20 protein-coding genes are annotated in these 20,719 nt (G+C 57.7%); 8 read left to right on the forward strand and 12 right to left on the reverse strand.

All coding sequences use genetic code 11. The features are described from left to right. Positions 1-8 precede the first annotated feature (8 nt). Genes NNA36_RS11230 through NNA36_RS11250 form a run of 5 tightly spaced genes read right to left on the reverse strand, consistent with a single transcriptional unit; the run spans position 9 to position 5,928 of the window. Positions 9-977 carry an ABC transporter permease gene (locus NNA36_RS11230; RefSeq protein WP_255107113.1) on the reverse strand — a complete coding sequence of 323 codons (969 nt, stop codon included), beginning with the start codon at positions 975-977 and terminating at the stop codon, positions 9-11. Continuing rightward, the gene (locus NNA36_RS11235; RefSeq protein ID WP_255107114.1) at positions 974-1,918 is read right to left on the reverse strand and encodes an ABC transporter permease; all 945 of its coding nucleotides are present in this window, start codon (positions 1,916-1,918) and stop codon (positions 974-976) included. Before NNA36_RS11235 ends, NNA36_RS11230 begins: the two co-directional genes overlap by 4 nt. Further along, entirely contained in the window at positions 1,915-3,432 is a 1,518-nt protein-coding gene (locus NNA36_RS11240; RefSeq protein WP_255107115.1) for a sugar ABC transporter ATP-binding protein, read from the reverse strand. Before NNA36_RS11240 ends, NNA36_RS11235 begins: the two co-directional genes overlap by 4 nt. 58 nt (positions 3,433-3,490) lie before the next feature. Next, complete coding sequence (locus NNA36_RS11245; protein WP_255107116.1) at positions 3,491-4,621, reverse strand: substrate-binding domain-containing protein; 1,131 nt, start codon at positions 4,619-4,621, stop codon at positions 3,491-3,493. 38 nt (positions 4,622-4,659) lie between these two features. Next, positions 4,660-5,928 (reverse strand): amidohydrolase family protein, encoded by a 1,269-nt coding sequence (locus NNA36_RS11250; protein WP_255107117.1) that lies wholly within the window; start codon positions 5,926-5,928, stop codon positions 4,660-4,662. Between the two features lie 339 nt (positions 5,929-6,267). Between NNA36_RS11250 and NNA36_RS11255 the strand changes: the two genes are divergently transcribed. The 8 genes from NNA36_RS11255 to NNA36_RS11290 all read left to right on the forward strand — a co-directional run bounded on the left by NNA36_RS11255 (position 6,268) and on the right by NNA36_RS11290 (position 12,030). Further along, a complete protein-coding gene (locus tag NNA36_RS11255; protein ID WP_255107118.1) occupies positions 6,268-7,140 on the forward strand; it encodes an alpha/beta fold hydrolase in 873 nt (290 codons plus the stop codon). Between the two features lie 114 nt (positions 7,141-7,254). Next, positions 7,255-7,866, forward strand: a complete 612-nt coding sequence (locus tag NNA36_RS11260) for a ribonuclease D (RefSeq protein ID WP_255107119.1) — start codon at positions 7,255-7,257, stop codon at positions 7,864-7,866. Further along, positions 7,866-8,834 (forward strand): SIS domain-containing protein, encoded by a 969-nt coding sequence (locus tag NNA36_RS11265; RefSeq protein ID WP_255107120.1) that lies wholly within the window; start codon positions 7,866-7,868, stop codon positions 8,832-8,834. The genes NNA36_RS11260 and NNA36_RS11265 overlap by 1 nt, the downstream gene beginning before the upstream one ends. A 17-nt stretch (positions 8,835-8,851) precedes the next feature. Then, entirely contained in the window at positions 8,852-9,445 is a 594-nt protein-coding gene (locus NNA36_RS11270; protein ID WP_255107121.1) for a hypothetical protein, read from the forward strand. A gap of 14 nt (positions 9,446-9,459) precedes the next feature. Then, on the forward strand, positions 9,460-9,948 hold the full coding sequence (lptA, locus tag NNA36_RS11275) for a lipopolysaccharide transport periplasmic protein LptA (protein ID WP_255107122.1): 489 nt from the start codon (positions 9,460-9,462) through the stop codon (positions 9,946-9,948). Next, positions 9,948-10,706 carry an LPS export ABC transporter ATP-binding protein gene (lptB, locus tag NNA36_RS11280; RefSeq protein ID WP_255107123.1) on the forward strand — a complete coding sequence of 253 codons (759 nt, stop codon included), beginning with the start codon at positions 9,948-9,950 and terminating at the stop codon, positions 10,704-10,706. The genes lptA and lptB overlap by 1 nt, the downstream gene beginning before the upstream one ends. Before the next feature lie 250 nt (positions 10,707-10,956). Then, positions 10,957-11,526 (forward strand): ribosome-associated translation inhibitor RaiA, encoded by a 570-nt coding sequence (raiA, locus tag NNA36_RS11285; RefSeq protein WP_255107124.1) that lies wholly within the window; start codon positions 10,957-10,959, stop codon positions 11,524-11,526. A gap of 39 nt (positions 11,527-11,565) precedes the next feature. Then, on the forward strand, positions 11,566-12,030 hold the full coding sequence (locus NNA36_RS11290) for a PTS sugar transporter subunit IIA (RefSeq protein ID WP_255107125.1): 465 nt from the start codon (positions 11,566-11,568) through the stop codon (positions 12,028-12,030). 10 nt (positions 12,031-12,040) lie between these two features. Here the strand turns inward: NNA36_RS11290 and NNA36_RS11295 are convergent, their stop codons facing one another. The 7 genes from NNA36_RS11295 to NNA36_RS11325 all read right to left on the reverse strand — a co-directional run bounded on the left by NNA36_RS11295 (position 12,041) and on the right by NNA36_RS11325 (position 20,520). After that, positions 12,041-13,471 (reverse strand): sulfotransferase family protein, encoded by a 1,431-nt coding sequence (locus NNA36_RS11295; protein ID WP_255107126.1) that lies wholly within the window; start codon positions 13,469-13,471, stop codon positions 12,041-12,043. 6 nt (positions 13,472-13,477) lie between these two features. Next, positions 13,478-15,175 (reverse strand): beta-1,6-N-acetylglucosaminyltransferase, encoded by a 1,698-nt coding sequence (locus NNA36_RS11300; protein WP_255107127.1) that lies wholly within the window; start codon positions 15,173-15,175, stop codon positions 13,478-13,480. 16 nt (positions 15,176-15,191) lie between these two features. Then, on the reverse strand, positions 15,192-16,202 hold the full coding sequence (locus tag NNA36_RS11305; RefSeq protein WP_255107128.1) for a glycosyltransferase family 2 protein: 1,011 nt from the start codon (positions 16,200-16,202) through the stop codon (positions 15,192-15,194). A 206-nt stretch (positions 16,203-16,408) separates the two neighbouring features. Then, positions 16,409-17,341, reverse strand: coding sequence for a glycosyltransferase family 2 protein (locus tag NNA36_RS11310; protein ID WP_255107129.1), 933 nt, complete (start codon positions 17,339-17,341; stop codon positions 16,409-16,411). Positions 17,342-17,477: 136 nt separating this feature from the next. Next, positions 17,478-18,461 (reverse strand): UDP-glucose 4-epimerase GalE, encoded by a 984-nt coding sequence (gene galE, locus NNA36_RS11315; protein WP_255107130.1) that lies wholly within the window; start codon positions 18,459-18,461, stop codon positions 17,478-17,480. A gap of 17 nt (positions 18,462-18,478) precedes the next feature. Then, the gene (galU, locus tag NNA36_RS11320; protein ID WP_255107131.1) at positions 18,479-19,372 is read right to left on the reverse strand and encodes a UTP--glucose-1-phosphate uridylyltransferase GalU; all 894 of its coding nucleotides are present in this window, start codon (positions 19,370-19,372) and stop codon (positions 18,479-18,481) included. Positions 19,373-19,575: 203 nt separating this feature from the next. Beyond that, positions 19,576-20,520, reverse strand: coding sequence for a polysaccharide biosynthesis/export family protein (locus tag NNA36_RS11325; protein WP_255107132.1), 945 nt, complete (start codon positions 20,518-20,520; stop codon positions 19,576-19,578). Positions 20,521-20,719: the final 199 nt, after the last annotated feature.

Below are 20,719 nucleotides of genomic sequence, written 5' to 3' on the forward strand. Positions count from 1 at the left end.
GTTCCTGCTCAGTTTTGCGACCGTTTCATGTAAACGGCTGCGGCGAGGATAATCAGCGTCCCCTTGATCACCAACTGCAACTCGATCGAGAGGCCGATGATCACCACGATGTTGAACAGGGAAACGAGGATCAGGGCTGCCAGCAAAACCCCCGGCACCGAGCCTTTGCCACCAGACAGGGCAGCGCCGCCAATGACTGCTGCTGCGATACTGTCAAGTTCGTAGCCACGGCCCGTCCAATTGTCGACGATGCCAACATAACCCACCAGGAACAGGCCGGCGATGGCTGCCATCACGCCCGAGATCACAAAGGCCATGACCACAAGAAGCCGTGTCGGTGCGCCGGTCATATAGGCCGCAGCCGGGCTGTCTCCGTAAAGCTTCAGGCGACGACCAAAGATGGTGCGCTCCAGCACCCAGTGCATCGCGAAAGCCACGACGGTCAATGCAATCAAAGCAACCGGAATACCCAGGATGTCTCCTGTGGCCAGCCACCGAAATGTCTCGGGCAGAGTACCCCCCGGTGCCCCTTTGGTATAGGCAAAGCGGATGCCTTGCAAAACGATCATCGTCGCCAATGTCGCCAGGAAGGGAGTCACCCTGCGATAGGCCACCAGATAGCCATTAATCGCCCCGATGCCCGCGCCCAGCATCAGGCCGACGGCAAAGATGACAGGTGTGCTGTCGATGGTCGTTGTCGAGATCACCGCCACCGTCGCCATGATAGATGCGACGGACAGGTCCAGACCCCGAACGATGATAACGATCATTTGGCCGATGACGACAAACCCTAGTGGAGCAGCCTGGATGAGAATGTCCTTGAGATTTGCCGGGGTCAGGAACCGCGGGCTGAGCGCCGTCGTGACCGCCCAGATCACCAGTAGGAAACCAAGCAACAAAAGCAGTTCGCGTTTCTGAGTGGCACGCACTGTATTGCGGTTGGGTTTTGTGGGAGCATTGGTTGCGGTCGCGGTCATGACTTGCCCTTTCCTGCAAAGAACGAAACGGCGGCAATGATGATCACCCCTTCGGCAATCCATTGGTAAAAGCTTGAGACGTTCATAAAGTTCAGAACGTTTGCCAGAAGCGCCAGAAGGACAACCGCAAGCGCGGTTCCAAGAACGCCCCCTTTGCCACCCGCAAGCAAGGTGCCGCCCACAATCACCGGAGTGATCGAACGCAGATCAAAGCCAACACCGGCGCGGGGATCACCGACGCTGAAACGGCCGGTCATGTACATCGCAGCCACGGCGCAAAGCAGGCCGGACAGCGCATAGATGGCGATCTTGGTCTGTTTCACTGGTAGGCCTGACACTGCGGCGGCAGCTTCATTGTCGCCGACCGCAAATATCCGGGTGCCAAACGTGGTGCGCCACAACATGAAACCGATCAATAGGTAAAGCGCGATCACGAAGATCATGCCGTATGGCAAAACTCCAAGACGTCCGTAGGTGAAGTCTTCGAAAAACAGCGGCACCGATCCGGTGGGCTGGCGCGTGAGAAGCAATGCCACACCCGCCAGAATCGTAGAGGTACCCAGCGTGGTGATCAGCGGGTGAATGCCGACATAGGCGGTGATGCCACCATTGATCACACCGATCAGAATGCCGGCACCAGCTACAACGGCCATCGCCAAAAGCAACGTCCCCGTGGTGTCGCCCGCAAGCGAAGCAAAGACGACGCACAGAAAGCTCAGCGCACCTGCAAAACTAAGGTCGATCCCACCGGACAGGATCACCACGGTCTGCGCCAGAGCAACAATGGCCAGGGCGACCATCTGGTCCTGCACATTGGCCAGGTTCAGCGGTGTTGCAAAACGGTCGGATACAGTCATTCCGAACACGAAAACCGCGGCGATCAAGGCAACGACAACAAGGTGAACGGGTTGGGCGCGCGTGGCGCGGACGAGCATGCTCATGCTGCTACTCCGTGATGGGTTGAGGTTTCAGCAGCCGCGACGGTTATGATCCCCTCTTCCGAGATTTCACTGCCGCGCAGTTCCGATGCGATTTCGCCGTCACGCATCACGTAGACGCGGTCGCAAAGGCCAACGATTTCGATCAGTTCCGAAGAGATCACCAGAAGCGCCATACCCTCGTCGGCGAGTTCCCTAAGTGTTTTGTAAATCTCGGCCTTTGCGCCCACATCAACCCCGCGTGTGGGTTCGTCCAGGATCAAGAGCTTGGGCCGGTTCTCAAGAAGTCGTGCAATCAGTACCTTTTGCTGGTTTCCGCCAGAAAGCGCTGAAATCGGCAGACCGACATGATCGACAACTACGCCGCGGCGCTCTTTCAGGATTGCAGCGCGGCGGTCTTCATGCCCGGGTGGGATGGCGCTATGGTGCACTCCGTGACCGGGTGTTGTGGCGGCAAAGTTGCGCGCCACCGAAGTGTTCAGGAACAGCCCGTCATCTTTGCGGGACTCCGTTAGCATCAGTATTCCGGCCTCGATACAGCCCGCCGGATCACGATAAGGCATCGGTTCCCCCATTAGGGCAACTTCGCCCGTCGCCGAGGCCGCGCCGTATAGCGCCAAAGCAAGTTCCGTTCTTCCAGAACCAACAAGGCCCGCAAGGCCAACAATTTCTCCTGCGTGGACATCCAGATTGGCGGGCGGAAGGTCGGGAGTGACAAAAAGGTTGCGTACCTTCAATACCTTCTCGCCCGCCGTTGGGTCTGCGGACTTGTGGGGGAAAAGATCTCCAAGTTCGCGACCAACCATGGCAGCGATCACGCTGTCATGGGTATATTCAGATGTTGGCCCCTTTGACGTCACCACGCCGTCTTTGATCACGGTTATGTCCGTGCAAATTTCGAAAATCTCGTCGAGGCGGTGCGAAACATAGACCAGCCCCATACCGCGTTCCCGCAGGTCATTGATGATGCGGAACAAATGGCGGGTTTCATTCTGGCTCAGAACCGCTGTTGGCTCGTCCAGAATGAGAACCTTTGCCTCAGACCTCAGCGCCTTGGCGATCTCCACCATCTGCTTGTCAGCCACCGAGAGGTTCTCAACCAGATCATCCGGGTTCAGCGTGATGCCCAGATCTTGAAGCAAAACCTGCGCATTGCGGTTAAGCGCCTTACGATCGATCAACCCAAGACGGGTGCGCGGTTCGGCACCGAGATAGATGTTTTCGGCAATCGAGAGCGCACCAAGAACGGAAAACTCTTGATGCACCACAGCGATGCCGGCGGCCAGGCTTTGGCGGGGATCGGTCCAGCCAGCAGGCTGCCCCTGAAACTCAACGTGCCCGCCAGTGGGGGTATAAAGTCCGGTCAGGAGCTTGATCAGCGTCGATTTTCCAGCACCGTTTTCACCGCAAAGGGCCACAGCATGTCCGCCATGCACCTCGAATTCTATACCCTTGAGCACTTCATTTGGGCCAAACGATTTGCTGAGGCTGCGCGCGGCCAGAAATGGCTGTGTCATGATTTTTCCTCCCTTGGGATGAGCCAGGGCAGCACAGGGCCGCCCTGGCCCGCGCCGCTTATTTCGGGTAAGTGGCCGAGAAGGTGGCGGGATCGTAATCCGCGCCGACACCAGACGACATGATGACCGACCCGGGCTTGTCCATGAGGGCATAGTCCTTGACGAAAACATCAGCCTGAACCGATGCGGTTTCATGCCCTTCAGAGACAACAACCTGTTGGTTCACCTCAATGCGCTGCGGGATACCTTTGCCGTCCAGAACGTCGAACAGAACCTCAAAGGCGCGTGCGCCCATCGCAGGGGGGTAATCGACGCCGACCATCGGAACATTGTGCTGCACAGACAGCTGATACATGGCGTTGAAATCACCACCGGTATGCGGCGGGATCGCCCCATCTTCATAGCCTGCGGCGAGGAAGGCCTCGATCGAGCCTGAGCCCTGCAGGCCCGAGTCCGCCCAAACGCCAGAGATGTCTTGGCCGTATTTCTGGATCAGCGCTGACATGATGGTTTTGCCGTTAGCAGGCGACCAGCTGGTGTACTGGGTTTCCAGAACCTCGATGCCGGGATACTGGTCAAAGACCTCCATCGCGGCCACGATGCGAGCTTCTGCAGGGGACGCCCCGGCTAGGCCGCCCAGCATGACAACCTTGCCTTCAAAGTTCAGCTTCTCCGCCAGCCACTGGGCCGAGATGCGGCCAAGCGCCTGGTCCGATGCAGTTACGAAGCTGATGAAGTTTTCTTGCGTCGGAACCGAACGGTCAACCAGTACCACAGGGATACCCTGACGTTTGGCGCGGCGGATCACCGGATCCATCGCTTCGGCGGTTGCAGGCGAGACCAGCAGGATGTCGACGCCCTGCGCGATCAGGTCCTGCACATCTGCGGCCTGTTTGGACGGGTCATCATTGGCATCGGTGATTATGAAGCGCTCAAGCTTGTCGGCATTGCGTTCCGCGGCAGCTTCAATCCCGTGCAGCATCGCAACCCGCCACGGGTTCGAGATCGAAGCGTTCGAGAATCCAATCACGTAGGGGCCGTCTTTTTTGTATTCCGCGGCATCAAAGATGCTCGACGTTCCCGGGTTCCAAAGGAACGTCCGAGGTACCCCCTCATAGGTATCTGCCGCAGCTTGGTTTGCGAAAAGCCCGATTGCTGCGGCCAAGGCCGTTTTCTTGAAAATACGCATGCGTTTCCTCCCTTGCGTATGGATTTTGAGTTTGAAAATTATTCAGCCGCGCTGATCAGACCGTGGGCGTTAATCCCGCTACGGGGATCTTTGAACATCACCCCATCCTTCATGATCATCGACAGATTGTCCTGATGTTGAACCAGGCTGACGTCCTTGGTGACGTCGCCCTTGACCAGCAAGAGGTCGGCCAGGAAACCCTCCTTGACCTGGCCGATCTGGTCTTCCATCTGCATCAGCTGCGCCCCGACGTGGGTGGCACATCTCAGCGCCTCGACCGGCGAATAGCCGAAGTAGCGGACGAAATGTTCGATGTCGCGCGCGTTCTGCCCCATAGGCGTGATCGAGAAGCCATAGTCCCCCCCCACCGCCACACGCAGGCCGCGTTTACGGACCTCGTGATAGACTGCGCAAGTGGCCTCGAATTTGCGATAGAGATTCAGCTCGGCCGCCAGTTCGGGGTTGCCTTCCTTAGTGGCATTGTGAACCAGACCAAAGGCAGGCCCAAGGATGACGCGATCCTTGGCTTCTTCCAGCATGTCGAGCGCTTCCTCGTCGGCAAAGTCGCAGTGATAGATGCAATCGACGCCATGCCTGACCGCCATCTTCACGGATTCAGAGGACCGTGCATGAGCCGCGACGGTCTTTCCATATTTCTTGGCCACGGCGACAAAGGCTGCCAGCTCGTCGTCTTCCAGAGGCGTGATCTCGGCCTTGGCAAAGGAAACGAACTCGTCGCCCGAGATGTTGATCTTCATGTTATCGACACCATCGCGGACGCATTCTCGCGCGGTACGGCGCATCTCAAGGGCGCCATCTGCCACAAGGCCAAAGCTTTCCTGATAAATGTGACGTTTTCGCTCATCACCCAGTCCGGCCGTGGTGGTGATTTCCGGGCTCGAGGCGCGCATCCGCGGACCGTCCAGGAGGCCGCTGTTGATCGCATCACGGGCAACAACCCCCAACAGAGGCTTGGCAGAGGCGGCTTCAAACACAGAGGTGAATCCGTGGCTGAGCAACAAACGCAGGTTCGCCGCCGTCTTCAGCATGTGGTCCTCAGGACTCAACTGACCAAGCTCCCAAGGGTCGTTCACGCCGGTAAAGCTGGGATGGCAATGACCTTCGACCAGACCGGGCATCAGCGTGTGCCCTGACCCGTCAATCACGTCACCCTGTGCCTGATCCTGAGCGGCTTCGCCCTTGATGACCTTGGTGATTTTATTGCCTTCAACCGTTACTGTTGCAGGATACGCCGTATCCGAGAGGCCATCCCAAACGGAAGCGCCGGTGATCGTTGTCTGTGTCATGAGTTCCTCCCTGAAGCCGCCCCGAGCTTTGGCGCGGTCGACATCTATGATTGGGGAACTGCGGCAGTTTGGAACCAGCTACTCCGACCCTTTCCGCCAAGTATTGGAATAGTCCAATATATGGTTGCTTCGAGATCGGAAATTTGATCCACATCAAGAACAATTGCCACCCTAGAGACTGACACATCCGATTTAGGCCTCCGAGTGACCAAAAGGGAAAGCTCTGATCGCAACTGAATCGTCACTTCCCAAACCTAAGGCATATGCAAACTGACGTGATTGAATTCGCGCGGACAAGGCCATAACGTCACCCGGCCAAGTCAGTATAGAGGCAAGCCATTGTTTCCACCCACCCCTCCGATCCCGGAAGAGTTGACGCTTGTCGTTGACGGGCTGACCTATGCCGGTCTTGCATTTGGGCCGGTTGATGCCCCGCCTGTCCTCGCGTTGCATGGCTGGCAGGACAACGCCAACAGCTTCCTGCAACTGGCACGCGCCCTTCCAGATGTCCGGCTGGTCGCGCTGGACCTGTCCGGCCACGGGCAAAGCAGCCACCGCTCTGCCGATGCAACCTACCAGATTTGGGACGACCTGCCCCAACTTGTCGGCGTTCTGGATGCGCTGGGTTGGGCGCAATGCGCGGTGCTGGGACACTCCCGGGGGGCAATCATCGCAACTTTGCTGGCCGCGACCCAACCGGAAAGGGTTCATACGCTCATAACCCTCGATAGCATGCTGCCCAGACCCGCCAAAGACGAGGACTTTGCCAAGACACTGCGCGCCTTTCTCAAGGACCGCACGGCGCTTTTGAACCGATCCCCCCGCCAATTCGCCTCGGAGCAGGCTTTTGTCGAAAGACGTGCCCGGATGGGTGAACCACCCCTTGTCTCAACGGTTCTGGCAGACCGCGCGCTCAAGCCCTGCGACGACGGTTTTGCGCATCGCAATGACCCAAGACACAACGGCGCCTCGGCGGTCAGGATGAACGAGGGGCAATGCATTTCCGTACTTCAGGCGCTCGCCATGCCTGTCCTGAACATCTGGGCCACCCCGAGGCAAGGCCTCGAGGACGACATCGCACGGCAACGCGCCCTGATTGCCGAGAACGTGCCGAATGTCACCTCGGTTGACATACCCGGACACCACCACTGGCACATGGAACCGGAGCCCGCGGAACAGATCGCTGCGGCCATCAGGCATTTTCTGGTCTAGTCCCCTCGGTGCAAGCCTGCCCCACCCGATCAATGCGCGGCTTTCCGCATGAGTCATTGAAACGGCCCCGCGAAAACCGTAAGTCCTTTCTATCCGGAATTTCCGAGGCTTGAGATGGCAAACTACCTCTATCAGAACGACCTTCCCGACGGGCTTGATCTTGGCCCCATCGTTGCAATCGACTGCGAGACCATGGGTCTCAACCCGCATCGCGATCGCCTCTGCGTGATCCAGATGTCGGGGGGCGACGGGAATGCGCACCTCGTGCAGGTCGCCATCGGCCAGACCGAGGCCCCCAACCTCTGCAAGATGCTCGAAGACCCCAACGTCCTCAAGCTGTTCCACTTCGGCCGCTTCGACATTGCAGCGATGTATAACGCTTTTGGCGCTGTAACTGCCCCGGTCTACTGCACCAAGATTGCCTCGAAACTGGTGCGCACCTACACCGACCGCCACGGCCTCAAGAACCTGCTTCAGGAATTGATCGGCGTCGACATCTCCAAACAGCAACAGATGAGCGACTGGGGCGCCCCCACCCTCACCGACGCACAGCTCGACTATGCCGCCTCTGATGTTCTTTACCTGCACCGCCTGCGCGAAGAGCTGAACAAGCGCCTCGAACGCGAAGGGCGCACCGAAATGGCACAGGCCTGTTTTGACTTCCTGCCAATGCGTGCGCGGCTCGATCTCGCGGGTTGGCCCGAACAAGATATCTTCGCCCACTGATGACCCAGACCTCGACTTTCTCTGACACCGCCCGCCGCGTCATCGCCACCGAGGCCGATGCTCTGCGCCAGTTGGGTGAAGGCCTGAACGGCGACTTTGACAAGGCCGTCGAAATCCTTCTTTCGGCAACCGGGCGCGTGATCGTCTCCGGCATGGGCAAGTCCGGCCATATCGCCCGCAAGATTGCCGCCACGCTTGCGTCAACCGGCACCCCCGCGCATTTCGTGCACCCCGCCGAAGCAAGCCATGGCGACCTTGGCATGATGGCGCAGGGCGATGTTGCCCTCGTACTGTCCAATTCCGGTGAAACACCCGAACTGGCAGACGTTATCGCCTACACCCGTCGGTTCAACATCCCGATGATCGGTGTGGCAAGCCGCGCCGAGTCGACACTGATCAAACAGTCCGATGTCGGCCTGATCCTGCCCCGGGCAGAAGAAGCCTGCGGTAGCGGCATCGTTCCGACATCTTCGACAACCATGACCCTGGCACTCGGCGATGCACTCGCCATCGCTCTCATGGAACACCGCAGCTTCACGCCTGAACACTTCCGTGAATTCCACCCCGGTGGCAAACTCGGTGCCCAACTCAGCCGCGTCAGCGACCTGATGCACGATGGCAAGGCACTGCCGCTGGTCTCCCGTGAAACCCCGATGGCAGATGTCCTCATCGAGATCAGCCAGAAGGGCTTTGGCGTTGTTGGCGTAGTGGACGGTACAGGCGCATTGCAGGGCATCATCACGGATGGTGACTTGCGGCGCCACATGCAGGGCCTTCTGGATCTGTCTGCCGCCGAAGTCATGACAGCCAACCCGACCACCATCGCGCCCGACGCACTTGCCGAGGAAGCGGTTGCCGTGATGAATGGGCGCAAGATTACCTGCCTGTTTGTGCTGTCTGCAAACAAGGACATGACTCCGCTTGGTCTCCTGCACATCCATGACTGCCTGCGGGTAGGTCTGGGCTAAGACTGGACGGTATCGGGATGTCATACTCTCGCTTCATCTCTCTGTTGAAGGTCATCCTGCCCCTGACGGCGCTTGCGCTTCTGTCAACGCTGTTCCTCGTCTCAAACCGCATCAGCGACAGCACCGCCTCGATTCCGTTTGCCAAGGTCGATCTTGAGCAGCGCGCCAAGGAACAGCGGATCACCGCGCCCTTCTTTTCGGGCAAAACCCAGAAGGGACATCTCGTGATGTTCATGGCAGAAGATGCTAAACCTGACGCGGACCAACCTTCGACGTCGCTCGCATATAAAATGCAGGCGCGCGTCGATCTGAAAGACGGCTCCAGCCTGTCAATCAAGGCCGATACAGCATTGATCGACAACAGCACGCAGGAAGCCCAACTCGAAGGCGCGGTGAACATCAGCAGCTCGAACGGCTTTGATATTCACAGCGACCTGCTGACATCCGCCATGCGTCGCCTTCATGTCGTCTCACCCGGCACTGTGACCGGAGAAGGCCCTGCCGGGGCCTTCCGGGCCGGTGCGCTCGAAATCGTGACGGACGAAGTATCTGGCAAAACAACTTTGTTTTTCACAAATGGTGTGAAACTGATATACACACCAACGAATTGATCGAGGTTTCCCCAGTGTCACTGCCCAAGTCTATTTTCCTGGCTATCGCACTATTGTTTTCAACGGCGGCCTTGGCCCAGAGCTTTGAAGTAGCATTTGGCAGCCTGCAACAGGATACGGATCAGCCCGTTGAAGTAAACGCAGACAGCCTTTCCGTGAACCAGGCCGACGGCACCGCGACCTTCTCCGGCAATGTACTCATTAGCCAGGGCGGTATGCGTATGTCTGCGCCTGAAGTGCAGGTTTTTTACAACGAAGAATCCTCCGGCATCTCGCGCCTTGTGGCCACAGGCGGAGTGCTTCTGGTCAAGGATCAGGATGCCGCCGAATCCCGCGAAGCCGACTATAGCGTTGAAGGCGGAACCGTCGTGATGGTCGGAGATGTGCTGCTGACGCAGGGCAACAACACCCTGCATTCGCAGAAAATGACCGTGAACCTGGAAACTGGCACCGCGCAGATGGAAGGCCGTGTCAAAACCATCCTGCGCACCGGGGACAACTGATGGCTGCTCCTGAACTGACGGTCGCCGAAGGAAGCTCGGGACTCCGCGTCGACAACCTACGCAAAAGCTATCGCAAGCGGGTGGTGATCCGGGAATTCAGCATGGAGCTGAACCGGGGCGAAGTTGTCGCTCTTCTCGGGCCAAACGGCTCGGGCAAGACCACAACCTTCTACGCCATCGCGGGTCTCATCATGCCCGAAGGCGGCCGCGTCACGATCGATGGCCGCGATGTCACGCATATGCCGATGTACCGCCGTGCCAAGCTGGGTATCGGCTATCTGCCGCAGGAGATGTCGATCTTCCGCGGCTTGAGCGTGGAAGAGAACATCACCGCCATTCTCGACATCACTCAGAAGGATCGCCACAAGCGCCGTGAGCGCCTTGAAGAGCTGCTGTCGGAGTTCTCCATCGAACACCTCCGCCGCGCCCCCGCACTGGCCCTTTCTGGTGGTGAGCGCCGCCGCGTGGAAATTGCCCGCTGCCTGGCAGCTGACCCGAAATACCTGCTGCTTGATGAACCTTTTGCCGGCGTCGATCCCATCTCGGTTGGCGACATTCGCCATCTTGTTGCCGATCTCAAGAAACGCGGTATCGGTGTTCTGATTACCGATCACAACGTGCGTGAGACCCTCGAAATCGTCGATCGCGCCTATATTCTCCACGATGGCAAGGTTCTCATGTCAGGCACACCTGACGACGTTGTCGAGAATGAAAACGTGCGCCGCGTCTATCTGGGAGACAACTTCCGGATTTCGTAATTCACCAAAAATTTTTGCGTGATTCTTATCCGGAATTTGATCTGACCACATTGACAATTCCCTCGCCTGGGTTCTCAATGAAGGCATGACGTTTTTGGTACCCGAACCGCAGACTCACGCGGCCTTCTCGAAAAGGCCCGGTCTCGGACAAGGTACGAAGACGTCCAATTCCAGCATTCGAACCTGATCCGATCCGGGGCACTCAACGCCCTCGGACCGTGGTTCGACATGTCATCGCAAAGGAGACAGGATGCGCTACCAAATTACCGGAAAACATATCGATGTCGGTGATGCCCTTCAGACTCACGTCAAGGACGAGCTAGGATCAGTGGTCGGCAAGTATGCTGAACGCCCCACCGACGCCAACATTATCTTTTCCAAAAGCGCACACGAGTATGTATGTGAAGCCACGGTTCACCTATCGACCGGGCTGACCGCGCAGGCCAAGGCGCACGCGACCGAAATCTACGCCGCTTTTGACGACTGCAACGAAAAAATGGAGAAACAGCTGCGCCGCTACAAGCGCCGCCTCAAGGATCACCACCGCGAACGTGCAGAACCGGTTGAACTCTTCGGCGCGTCCTCGTATATCCTCGCCTCTGAAGGGGAGACCGAGACGGCTGAGCCGGAAACGCTACAGCCGATGATCATCGCCGAGATGGAAACCAAGATCCCGTCTCTGAGCGTCGGTGAAGCCGTGATGCAAATGGAGCTAGCGGGCGCACCGGTCTTGGTATTCCAGAACGAAGGTAAAGACGGATTGAATGTCGTGTACCGCCGTGAAGACGGCAATATCGGCTGGATCGATCCACAAGGATAAGTCGGCAGAGCCAAGGTCTCTGCTCGGAGATACAGGCATATGGACCTTTCTACCATCCTGAAGCCAGAGGCGGTCAAAGTTGTTTCGGCCGCCTCTAGCAAGAAGCGCTTGCTGCATGCAATCGGCGAGCTGGCTGAGTCCGCCTATGGTCTGGATACAACCCGTGTTGTCGAAGCGCTTCTTGAACGTGAAAACCTCGGCCCTACCGGGGTTGGCCACGGCGTTGCCCTTCCGCACGCCCGCCTGGACGGCATCGAAACCGTCGTCGGCGCCTTTATCCTCTTGGAAAAGCCCGTAGATTTTAACTCGGTTGACCGTCAGCCAGTTGATATCGCCTTTGCGCTTTTTGCACCAAACGAAGCGGGCGTTGAACACCTCAAGGCACTGGCACTGGTGTCACGCACGCTGCGAGAGACTTCGGTCTGCGCCAAATTGCGCGCCAACCAGGACGCCCAGACTCTCTACTCGATCCTGACCGAAGCCCAGAACGTTCAGGCCGCCTAAAAACCGGGCCTCAGGCCCAGCTATCAAAGCCGAAATTCAAATAGTCGCGCTGGTATATGTCATGCACCAGCGCCTCTATCTCTTCATCGTAAATCTCGCCCAGCGCAAAGGGCACGTCATCCGGCGCGCGTTCGGGTTCCGGCGCGTCCAGCCGACCAACCTGCATCGCAAGCAGCGGCAGGAGGCTCTCCAGCTCGTCTTCCCGCACGATCATGTCCGGCAGGCAAAGATCGCCGAATCCCTTCAACGTTGCAGCCTGCGTCGCCCAGTGGCCATCGATTCGAAAACTGGTCTGCCCCGCCAAATTCGCCTTCACAAACGCCAGATATGCCACAAACGCCTCTCGGTGTGCCGCGACGTCATATGACGCGTCAGGCCCGTTCTTGGGCAACGGCACCTTGTAGACCTTCATCAGTGTATTGCGGATTTGCGCGTAGCGTCCTTCATTCACGGGCAGGATCATCTCGCAGAACGTGGCATGCGCCCGCGCAACCGGATGGCGTACAACCGTGAAACTGCGATGGCCCTTGTTCTTGCGCTTCCACTGGCGCAGGGCCTTTTGGTTCAACTTGGTTGGCAACGCATCGACATCGACGCCATCAAGGTCAGCCAGCCACTTCAACACCTGGGCTTCCGGCCCGGATCTAACCGGCAGGTACATCAGGGGCGTCTCGGCAGCCAGCGCGTAGGACGGCACGGCCGCCCCGCGCCGTGGCTCAAAGTTGGGTGTCCTGCTCAAGTTAAACCGATCAAGATCAGCCAACGCATTGATGATTTCGTCGAAGTTGGCAACCTTTTCGGAAACAGGTTTGGGGTTCTGACGCTTCAGCGTTTTGTCCAGCTCCTCCAGCGTGCCATCGTGCCCAAGAAAGCTGGCGAGGCCATTCATGACCTCGACGTTCTGCAAGTCTTCATAGGCGACATAAAACGCCGTCTGGCCGGTTTCCTGAAGCGCATTCTGGATCAGCACCTGAAAATCCTGCAAGTCCTCGACATGCGCTTTGAACTCCTGCGGATCAATGCGCACTTTGCCGGTCTCCTTGCGGCGCCGCACATCCGTCAGTTTCCACTGCCCCGTCGCCTGCGCGATTTTGAGCGACACGTAACTGTCCATCGGGTTTCGAGTGAGCACGATCTTGGCGCAGCGCGGATCGTTCAGGCAGACCTGCAACACCCGCGGGTCATGATCGTGGAAATAACGGAAGCCGCCCAGAACACCATCCTGCGCCTTGATCACCTTGATCAGGGCGATTGGGTCCTGCGTGCGGTCCTCATAGGTCACACCAAGGATTTCCGACTTGTTGGGATAGCCGATGAAATGCGGATTAAACGCCTCACCGTGGCAGGTCAGCCCGTCGAAAGCGTTGATATTGGTCTCAAGAAAATTCGACCCCGTCCGCATCTCGGCGAAAACGACAAAGTAATCAAAGGTTTTGTTCATGCGATTTTACTGCACCAAATAGGGTTTGCGCGGGGGTTTTGGCTGGTTCAGTCCCGGTTGTGCGACCGGGAAGTCCCCCATCAGGTAGGGGTGCATCCCCTGGTTCTTGAGGTTCTGGAGGAACTGGCCGAACCCCGTCAAATCCGCCATCTTCGGCGCCTCTGACAAGCGGCGCAGGGAATGGCCGCCCATCTCGTCAATGATGGTCTGCAAGGGCTCCATCGGAGCTTCGATAAACTCGGCCATTGTCCAGATGCGTATGCGCGCCTTGGCCCAGATCGACCGCAACACCTTGAGCTGCTCTGCCTCGAGCTTCTGAAGATGCGCTGCCTCCTGTCGAAGGTCGGCAAAATTGCGGTTCGACTTAAACAACGGCACGGCCCAGGCGCCGCTGATCACCGAGATCTGCGCATTGGGATCTTTGGCCACGAACCACATCGGCGCGGTTTCGTCCATTGGCCCCATCTGGAAACACTGGCGCTCCCCGCGGGTGTTCCAGATCAGGTTGGTGAGAAACGCCGTCGGGTTATAATCCCGCAACATCGGAGCATCCGACAGCGCCCCGTTGATCACCTTTTGCCCATTGGCAAACTCGGCGCGCTCCGGACCGTAGATATGTCCGTGCACCTGTGCACCCGTTGCCTTGGCCAACCAGGGTTCAAAGTCTTCGAACAGTTCTGAAAACCCCTGAAAGATCGAGTAGCGCCCGCTGGTGATGCTGTGTTCATACCCCTCGTGCGGAAACCGGCTCTGCATATACAGGCCCTGCCGTCCGCGTGTCCGTCGCTCCACCGCCTTGGCGAATATCCGGTCAATCTTGGCCGGGTTCGGTTCGGTCATCTTGATCGCGCCTTCGGGGTCGGTCAGGAACGCGTCATAGAGCTTGTTCGCATGCGGCCAGATCTTGCGCGCGACAAAACAATCCGAACGCCGCAGCAATTGCAGGTGATCATCATAGAAAATATGCGGTTTGCCCTGGAAATCGAACTTCGACAGGGTCAGAGACCGGCTTTCCACATTGGTCGAATACAGCCGTGACAGGGTCTGGAAATAGCTCTCGTCGGGAATCCAGACCTTCTTGAAATAGGTATCATAGGTTTCCCGCTCCGGATCTTCGAGGATCGCAGAAAGCGTCTGGCGCGTCAGGCACCACCATTGCGACCCCATATGCGGCACGATCCCGTTCGGTATCTTGCGCCGAAATCCCACACGTCTCTGCAACTCGACGTATTTGTCGAAAAGATAGCGACGCTTCTTCCAGGAAAAGGGAAAGCGCAGAACGAAACGTTCGTGGCTCAGCCCCCCCACTGTCCAGGGCACATCCGAGGTGGTCGCGGATTCAATAAAGTCCGTCCGTGGCCGCGCAGCAAGATAGTCTTTCAACTCCTGCACCGGGCGCAGCGGCAGGCACGACCCGGACGACAGGTAGACGTGCCGCACATCGGCAAATTCCGCCAGCATCATCTCGGCAGCGCTCTGTGTCCCGGCCACAAGCCCCCAAGTGCCCCACTCACAGGTGTGCCGTTTGCAGAACCGCACCTGCGCAACATCCGACAACGCCGCCTGAAATTCCTTGAACGTCTTGCGCGGCACATTGGCGTCGACGTGGATCACCACCGGGCATCCGGATGCCGTCCAGTGACGGGCAACCTTCTCGGCCCTGTCCAGGGCCGTATGCACCAGCATGATGATGCCAACGCTCACCGCAACACCTCCTGTGTCATGCCCAGTTCCCCTTGGACATCAGCCCGAGAATTTCCAGCTGTCTCCAGTTAATATACTTCTCCGACCATTTGCACCAAAGTTCGGGATCATTCTCCATCGCCTTGGCATAGGCGATATACTCCACACTCGCCGCGTAGTGCTGCTTGCGGTGCAACTCCTCGGCCGCCTTTGCCGAGAAGGTATCCAAAAACTTGGTATGCAAAAGAATGCCCGATGCCTTTTCCCCACCCCACTCGTCGAACACGAGGTTAAGACCCCGCGGCAGGATCATGTGGGTCGAATCCACATAGGCGTATTTCTTGCTCCACTTAACCAGCGGCACCTTGTTGAGGGCGGGCGCCTCTTCGGGGTTGTCCTGAAAGAACATCCGCGCGCGTGGCCCCCCTTGAATCCAAAGGTTCCAGTACCGCCAGTTCCGCGAAATCGTGTAGTTCCCCGCATCGAACCAACTCGCGATTTCAAGCGGGTCCTGGCCGGCACGATAAGGCTGAGCGTTTAACCGCCCCTTGGGGTACATATCCAGCAACATGGTGCTGAATGACCGGATCGAACTGGCGTCAAGCCAGTCGGTCAAAGCCCGCAGCGGTCGGGTATCACAGAACGGATAGACCAAGAGTTCATCCGGATCGACCACAAGACACCAGTGGCCATCCCCGTATTTACGTTGCAGCCAGTTCAACCAATCAACGCCAAAGCGGCTTTTCTTGTAGCTCGCCTTGGTCGTCCAAAGTGACACATCCGGTTGCTCTGCCAGATACTCGCGCGACCCGTCATTGCTGTCGTTGTCCACAATAACGAAATGGTTCACACCCATCTCGCGATAATAGTCGAGAAAATACGGAAGCCGGGTGTATTCGTTGCGCAGCGTCGAGAACACGATGATGTCGTTGCCGCGAATGTGTTCTGTCCGATCGGCAACCACACGTAACTCTCGGCTCTTGCGAAAGGCCCTTGCCAGCAGATGCTTACGCTTCCAACGCAGCTTGTATGATTGGAACAAGCTCATTCCGGCCCGTTGCTCCTGCCTGATCCGCCGGAATCTACGCCTTGAATCAGATACTTGACCTGATCACTGGCACAATTCCCTGCGGTTCCTAACCCTACCCGAAGTCGCCGGAAGTTTCCGGTTCTTACAATTGCGTTGAGAATACGCCTTTGTTCACATTTCGTAAACAGTGAGCCACAGTATGCGCCCGCCCTCGTTAACATAATTTAAAGCCAAGTGCCGCGCGACATCAGCCCCATCGCTTCAAGCTGCCGCCAGCCGCGATATCGGCTCGATGCGTCGCACCACAAATCCGGATCGCCGATCAATCCCTTGTAGTAGTCGTCGTATAGATCGCTGTTGGCAAAATGCTCACGCCGATCCAACTCCTCTCGCGACTTGTCGACGATGGTATCAAGAAACTTGGTGTGCAGCAGGATACCCGAAGCAAATTCGCCCCCGTCCCTGTCATACACCCGATTGAGCCGTGCTGGCAGCATCCCGTGGGTGGAGTTTACGTAAACGAACCGCCGGTTCCACTTTACCAGGGGCGTCTTGTTCATCGTCGGTGCCTTGCGGGGTTCCTTTTCAAAGAACACACGCGCCCGCACCCCCCCCTGTATCCAGAGGTTCTCTTTCGGCATCTGCCGCTGAATGGTGTAGTTGCCGGCGTCGAACCACGACAGGATTTCGGTTGGATCTTGCCCCGGCTCATATCGCTGTTCGCTCAATCTCCCCTTGGGATACATGTCCAGCATCATCGCCGGAAACATCTCGACCCCCTCACCATCCAGCCAGTCCGTCAGCGCCTTGAGCGGGCGGGTTTCCCAGTAGGGGTAGATCAGCAATTCGTCGGCATCGAGCGTCAGGCACCAGTGGCCGTGCGCATGGCGGATCAATAGCCAGGTCAGCCAATCCAGCCCAAACCGGCTCTGCTTGTACCCATGCGCCGTGGTCCAAAGCGACACATCGGGCTGCTCGGCAAGAAACTCACGAGTCCCGTCGTCGCTGTTGTTGTCGACAAACAGAAAGTGGCGAACACCAAGCCGCCGGTAGTGCTCAAGAAAATAAGGGAGCCGCACGATCTCGTTTCGAACCGTTGCCGCTCCCAGAATATCGTCAGGGGCAATCTGCCCAGTCCGGTCGACCACCGCTTGCATCTGACGCCGCTTGCGCAGCGCCCGAAACAGCAATCGCCTGCGCGTCCACCGCAGCTTGTAGGCAGCCCTCAGCCCGCGAAGTTTTTCGCGATCAAGAGCTCCGATATGCCCCAAGCCAAGTGGAATGGACGCGACCTCATTTTTCGTAGTGCCCGGACTGGTGCCAGCGCCAGGCGTCGGAAATCATCGTGTTCAGGTTCGAACGGGATGGTTGCCAGCCTAGCTCTTTCTCTGCCCGTGTCGAGCCGGAAACGAGCCGTGTGCAATCTCCGGGACGGCGATCGCCCTCGACATAGGGCACATCGCGGTTGGTCACGGCGCGAGAGTGATCGATCACTTCCCGAACCGAAAACCCGCTGCCGGTGCCAAGGTTGAACACCCGGCTACCCTTGCCATCCAGAAGCCACTTAAGACCCAGAACATGGGCATCCACAAGATCGCAGACATGCACATAGTCACGAATGCAGGTGCCATCAGGCGTGTCATAGTCGGTGCCAAAGATCGTCAGCGCATCCCGCTTACCGTCAATTGCATCAAGCATCAGCGGAATCAGGTGCGTCTCGGGCTGGTGGAATTCACCCACTTCCGCCTCGGGATCGGCGCCAGCCACGTTGAAATAGCGGTAGATCACGTGGTTCAGACCGGTCGCCCCTTCGAAATCCTTGAGCATGTCTTCAATGGCACGCTTGGAAGACCCATAAGCATTGATCGGAAACTGCGAGCTGTTTTCATCCAGAACCACGTTGTCCTGATCGCCATAGGTCGCACAGGTCGACGAGAACACAAAGTTCATGCACCCTGCCTCGGTCGCAGCCTCGATCAGGTTCAGCGACCCCTGAACGTTGTTCAGCCAGTATTTGCCCGGGATCTGCATGCTTTCGCCAACCTGGCTCAGCGCCGCAAAGTGCATCACGGCAACCGGCTCATGCTTGGCAAAGACTTCGTCCAGACGCGCCCGATCAAGAAGGTCGCCCTTCTCAAGCGGGCCAAACTTGACCGCATCTTCCCAGCCGGTGCTGATATTGTCGAAGGTGACCGGATTGAACCCGGCCGCCTTAAGGGCCTTGCACGCATGCGAGCCGATATAGCCGGCACCGCCGGTTACCAGAACATTCTGCACTGAAATTCTCCCGCCGCTTATTGAGCTGCTTTTTGCGATGCGACCAGCTCGTGCAGGTACTCGCTCAGCTCGTCACGAAGTTCTTCGCGCGCCATTGCAAAGGCCACGGTTGCCTGCAGGAAGCCGGCTTTCGAACCACAATCAAAGCGCTGACCGCGGAAACGATATCCAAACACGTTATTCTCGTGTTCGATTTCCTTGGCGATCGCATCGGTCAGCTGGATTTCCCCACCTGCACCAGCCTCTTGCTTGTTGAGGTTACGCAGAACATGTGGAGACAGGATGTAACGGCCAATCACCGCGAGATTCGACGGCGCTTCTTCCTGTTTCGGCTTCTCAACCATGCCCTTGACGGACACCAGCGAACCCATGTCTTCCTTCACGTCCAGAACACCATAGGCCGATGCCTTTTCTGGCGGCACTTCCATGGCCGCAACCATGCTGCCACCGGTTTCCTCGTAGGCTTCCACCATCTGCTTGAGGCAGGACTCTTCACCTGCAATCACGTCGTCCGGCAGAACCACGGCAAAGGGCTCGTTCGCAATAAGGCGACGGGCACACCACACCGCGTGGCCAAGGCCCAGCGCGCGGTGCTGGCGGATATAGGCGATGCCACCGCTTTCCATATTGGTCTGCTTGAGCGTTTCCAGCAGGTCTTTCTTGCCTTTGCGACGCAGTTCCTGCTCGAGGATCGGGTTGTTGTCGAAATAGTCCTCAAGCGCGCTCTTGCCGCGCGAGGTGACAAAGATGAACTCCTTGATTCCGGCTTCGCGCGCCTCATCGATCGCGTATTGAATCAACGGGCGGTCAACAAGGGTCATGATTTCCTTCGGAACCGATTTGGTGGCCGGCAGAAATCGGGTGCCAAGACCTGCGACGGGAAAGATTGCTTTCGTTACCTTTTTGCGCATGGGGAGCTCGCTTTAATAATTTCAAGTTGGGTATTCTGACCCAAAACCTACAAAACCCTACTCGGATTGAGCACGTCTTTCAACATGACGGAATACCGCGTAAATGTGACAAATCACTAATGATATTAGGCATGCTTACTTTTCAGGCGGCTCTGACGCAAGGAAAACCCTGCGCCAGTGCATGGAAATTCTGCACTGCAGAATTAGTCGAATGCATTCGTGATCGCAAAGGCCGATCCGAACAGTGCAATCAGGGCCTGGGCAGGTTTCACAACCGATTCGGTCGCAAGCACTGTATCGCCCGGCTGGATGTAAAAGTTCTTGGCACCGAACAGGCCATCCGCCGACGTCAGGTCCATCGCGAAGATCACGTATTCCCGTGCCGGGCCTTTGTCGTCGGCACGAACGTGGCCCGCCTCGTACTGGCGCAGGACAAGAAGGCCCGCAGGGTTGGCGCGCGCATCAATGAGACCACCCAGGATCGAAACCGCTTCAAGCCCGGAAATCGCTTCCTTGTTGAAGTTGACGATCTCTTCTTTCTCCGTGGTCCCAAGCGCAACGAAGAACCGAGGGTCTTCCGTGATCACAACCTGATCACCCCCGCGAAGAATGGCATTCTTCTTGGAATCCTTCAGAAGCTCCGAGGCCGGAATCTCATAGGTATGCCCGCCACGGATCAGACGCACGAGCGGATTGCGGATCGACTCGCTGATACCGCCGCCCCTCGAAATGAGCGACAGGATCGAGAAATTGCGGTTCGGCAGAGGATATGTTCCCGGCGTTTTCACACCAGCCACGAGGTCCACCGAGTTTCCAACACCTTCCTCGAGATCCAGCTGAACCTGTGCGGACGGTGCAAGTTGGGTCATTTTCTCCTGGATCAGGCGGCGTGCTTCCGGGGCTGTCAAACCAGAAACGTTTACCTGGTCAACATAAGGGACAAAGGCTGTTCCGTTCGGCTCGACCTCAACCCGCGCCACCTGCGCACTGCGTTCGTCACGACCAGTGATAAGAGAGTTCTCGGCATTGTCCCAAATGGTCAGGTTCAGCATGTCGCCGGGGCGCAGGATATTGCTCCCACCACCGCGCTGTACGGCAAGCCAACGGTAGTGACCCTGCCAACCAGTAACCGGCCAGCCCTTGATCATGTCGGCACTGTCCCGCGTAACGGGGACAATTTGAACATTCTGTTCCGCGGCTTTTTCAGGGTCCGTCTTTACAACTTCCGAATACACAGGAGCGCCGCGCGGCAAAGCACAGGCAGCCAAAACACACAAGGCGGCCATCAGGCCCAGATTTCTGACCATGGAATGCATTGAACTGTTCTGCCCCTATAAACTTTTACCG

Source organism: Shimia sp. CNT1-13L.2 (assembly GCF_024331145.1).
Classification (GTDB): Bacteria; Pseudomonadota; Alphaproteobacteria; order Rhodobacterales; family Rhodobacteraceae; genus Shimia.

Bases quoted from the DNA above. Each gene is read 5' to 3' on its own strand.
- NNA36_RS11230 (WP_255107113.1), bottom strand. From the start codon at position 977: ATGACCGCGACCGCAACCAATGCTCCCACAAAACCCAACCGCAATACA.
- NNA36_RS11235 (WP_255107114.1), bottom strand. From the start codon at position 1,918: ATGAGCATGCTCGTCCGCGCCACGCGCGCCCAACCCGTTCACCTTGTT.
- NNA36_RS11240 (WP_255107115.1), bottom strand. From the start codon at position 3,432: ATGACACAGCCATTTCTGGCCGCGCGCAGCCTCAGCAAATCGTTTGGC.
- NNA36_RS11245 (WP_255107116.1), bottom strand. From the start codon at position 4,621: ATGCGTATTTTCAAGAAAACGGCCTTGGCCGCAGCAATCGGGCTTTTC.
- NNA36_RS11250 (WP_255107117.1), bottom strand. From the start codon at position 5,928: ATGACACAGACAACGATCACCGGCGCTTCCGTTTGGGATGGCCTCTCG.
- NNA36_RS11260 (WP_255107119.1), top strand. From the start codon at position 7,255: ATGGCAAACTACCTCTATCAGAACGACCTTCCCGACGGGCTTGATCTT.
- NNA36_RS11265 (WP_255107120.1), top strand. From the start codon at position 7,866: ATGACCCAGACCTCGACTTTCTCTGACACCGCCCGCCGCGTCATCGCC.
- NNA36_RS11270 (WP_255107121.1), top strand. From the start codon at position 8,852: ATGTCATACTCTCGCTTCATCTCTCTGTTGAAGGTCATCCTGCCCCTG.
- lptB (WP_255107123.1), top strand. From the start codon at position 9,948: ATGGCTGCTCCTGAACTGACGGTCGCCGAAGGAAGCTCGGGACTCCGC.
- raiA (WP_255107124.1), top strand. From the start codon at position 10,957: ATGCGCTACCAAATTACCGGAAAACATATCGATGTCGGTGATGCCCTT.
- NNA36_RS11290 (WP_255107125.1), top strand. From the start codon at position 11,566: ATGGACCTTTCTACCATCCTGAAGCCAGAGGCGGTCAAAGTTGTTTCG.
- NNA36_RS11295 (WP_255107126.1), bottom strand. From the start codon at position 13,471: ATGAACAAAACCTTTGATTACTTTGTCGTTTTCGCCGAGATGCGGACG.
- NNA36_RS11305 (WP_255107128.1), bottom strand. From the start codon at position 16,202: ATGAGCTTGTTCCAATCATACAAGCTGCGTTGGAAGCGTAAGCATCTG.
- NNA36_RS11310 (WP_255107129.1), bottom strand. From the start codon at position 17,341: ATGCAAGCGGTGGTCGACCGGACTGGGCAGATTGCCCCTGACGATATT.
- galU (WP_255107131.1), bottom strand. From the start codon at position 19,372: ATGCGCAAAAAGGTAACGAAAGCAATCTTTCCCGTCGCAGGTCTTGGC.
- NNA36_RS11325 (WP_255107132.1), bottom strand. From the start codon at position 20,520: ATGATCAAGGGCTGGCCGGTTACTGGTTGGCAGGGTCACTACCGTTGG.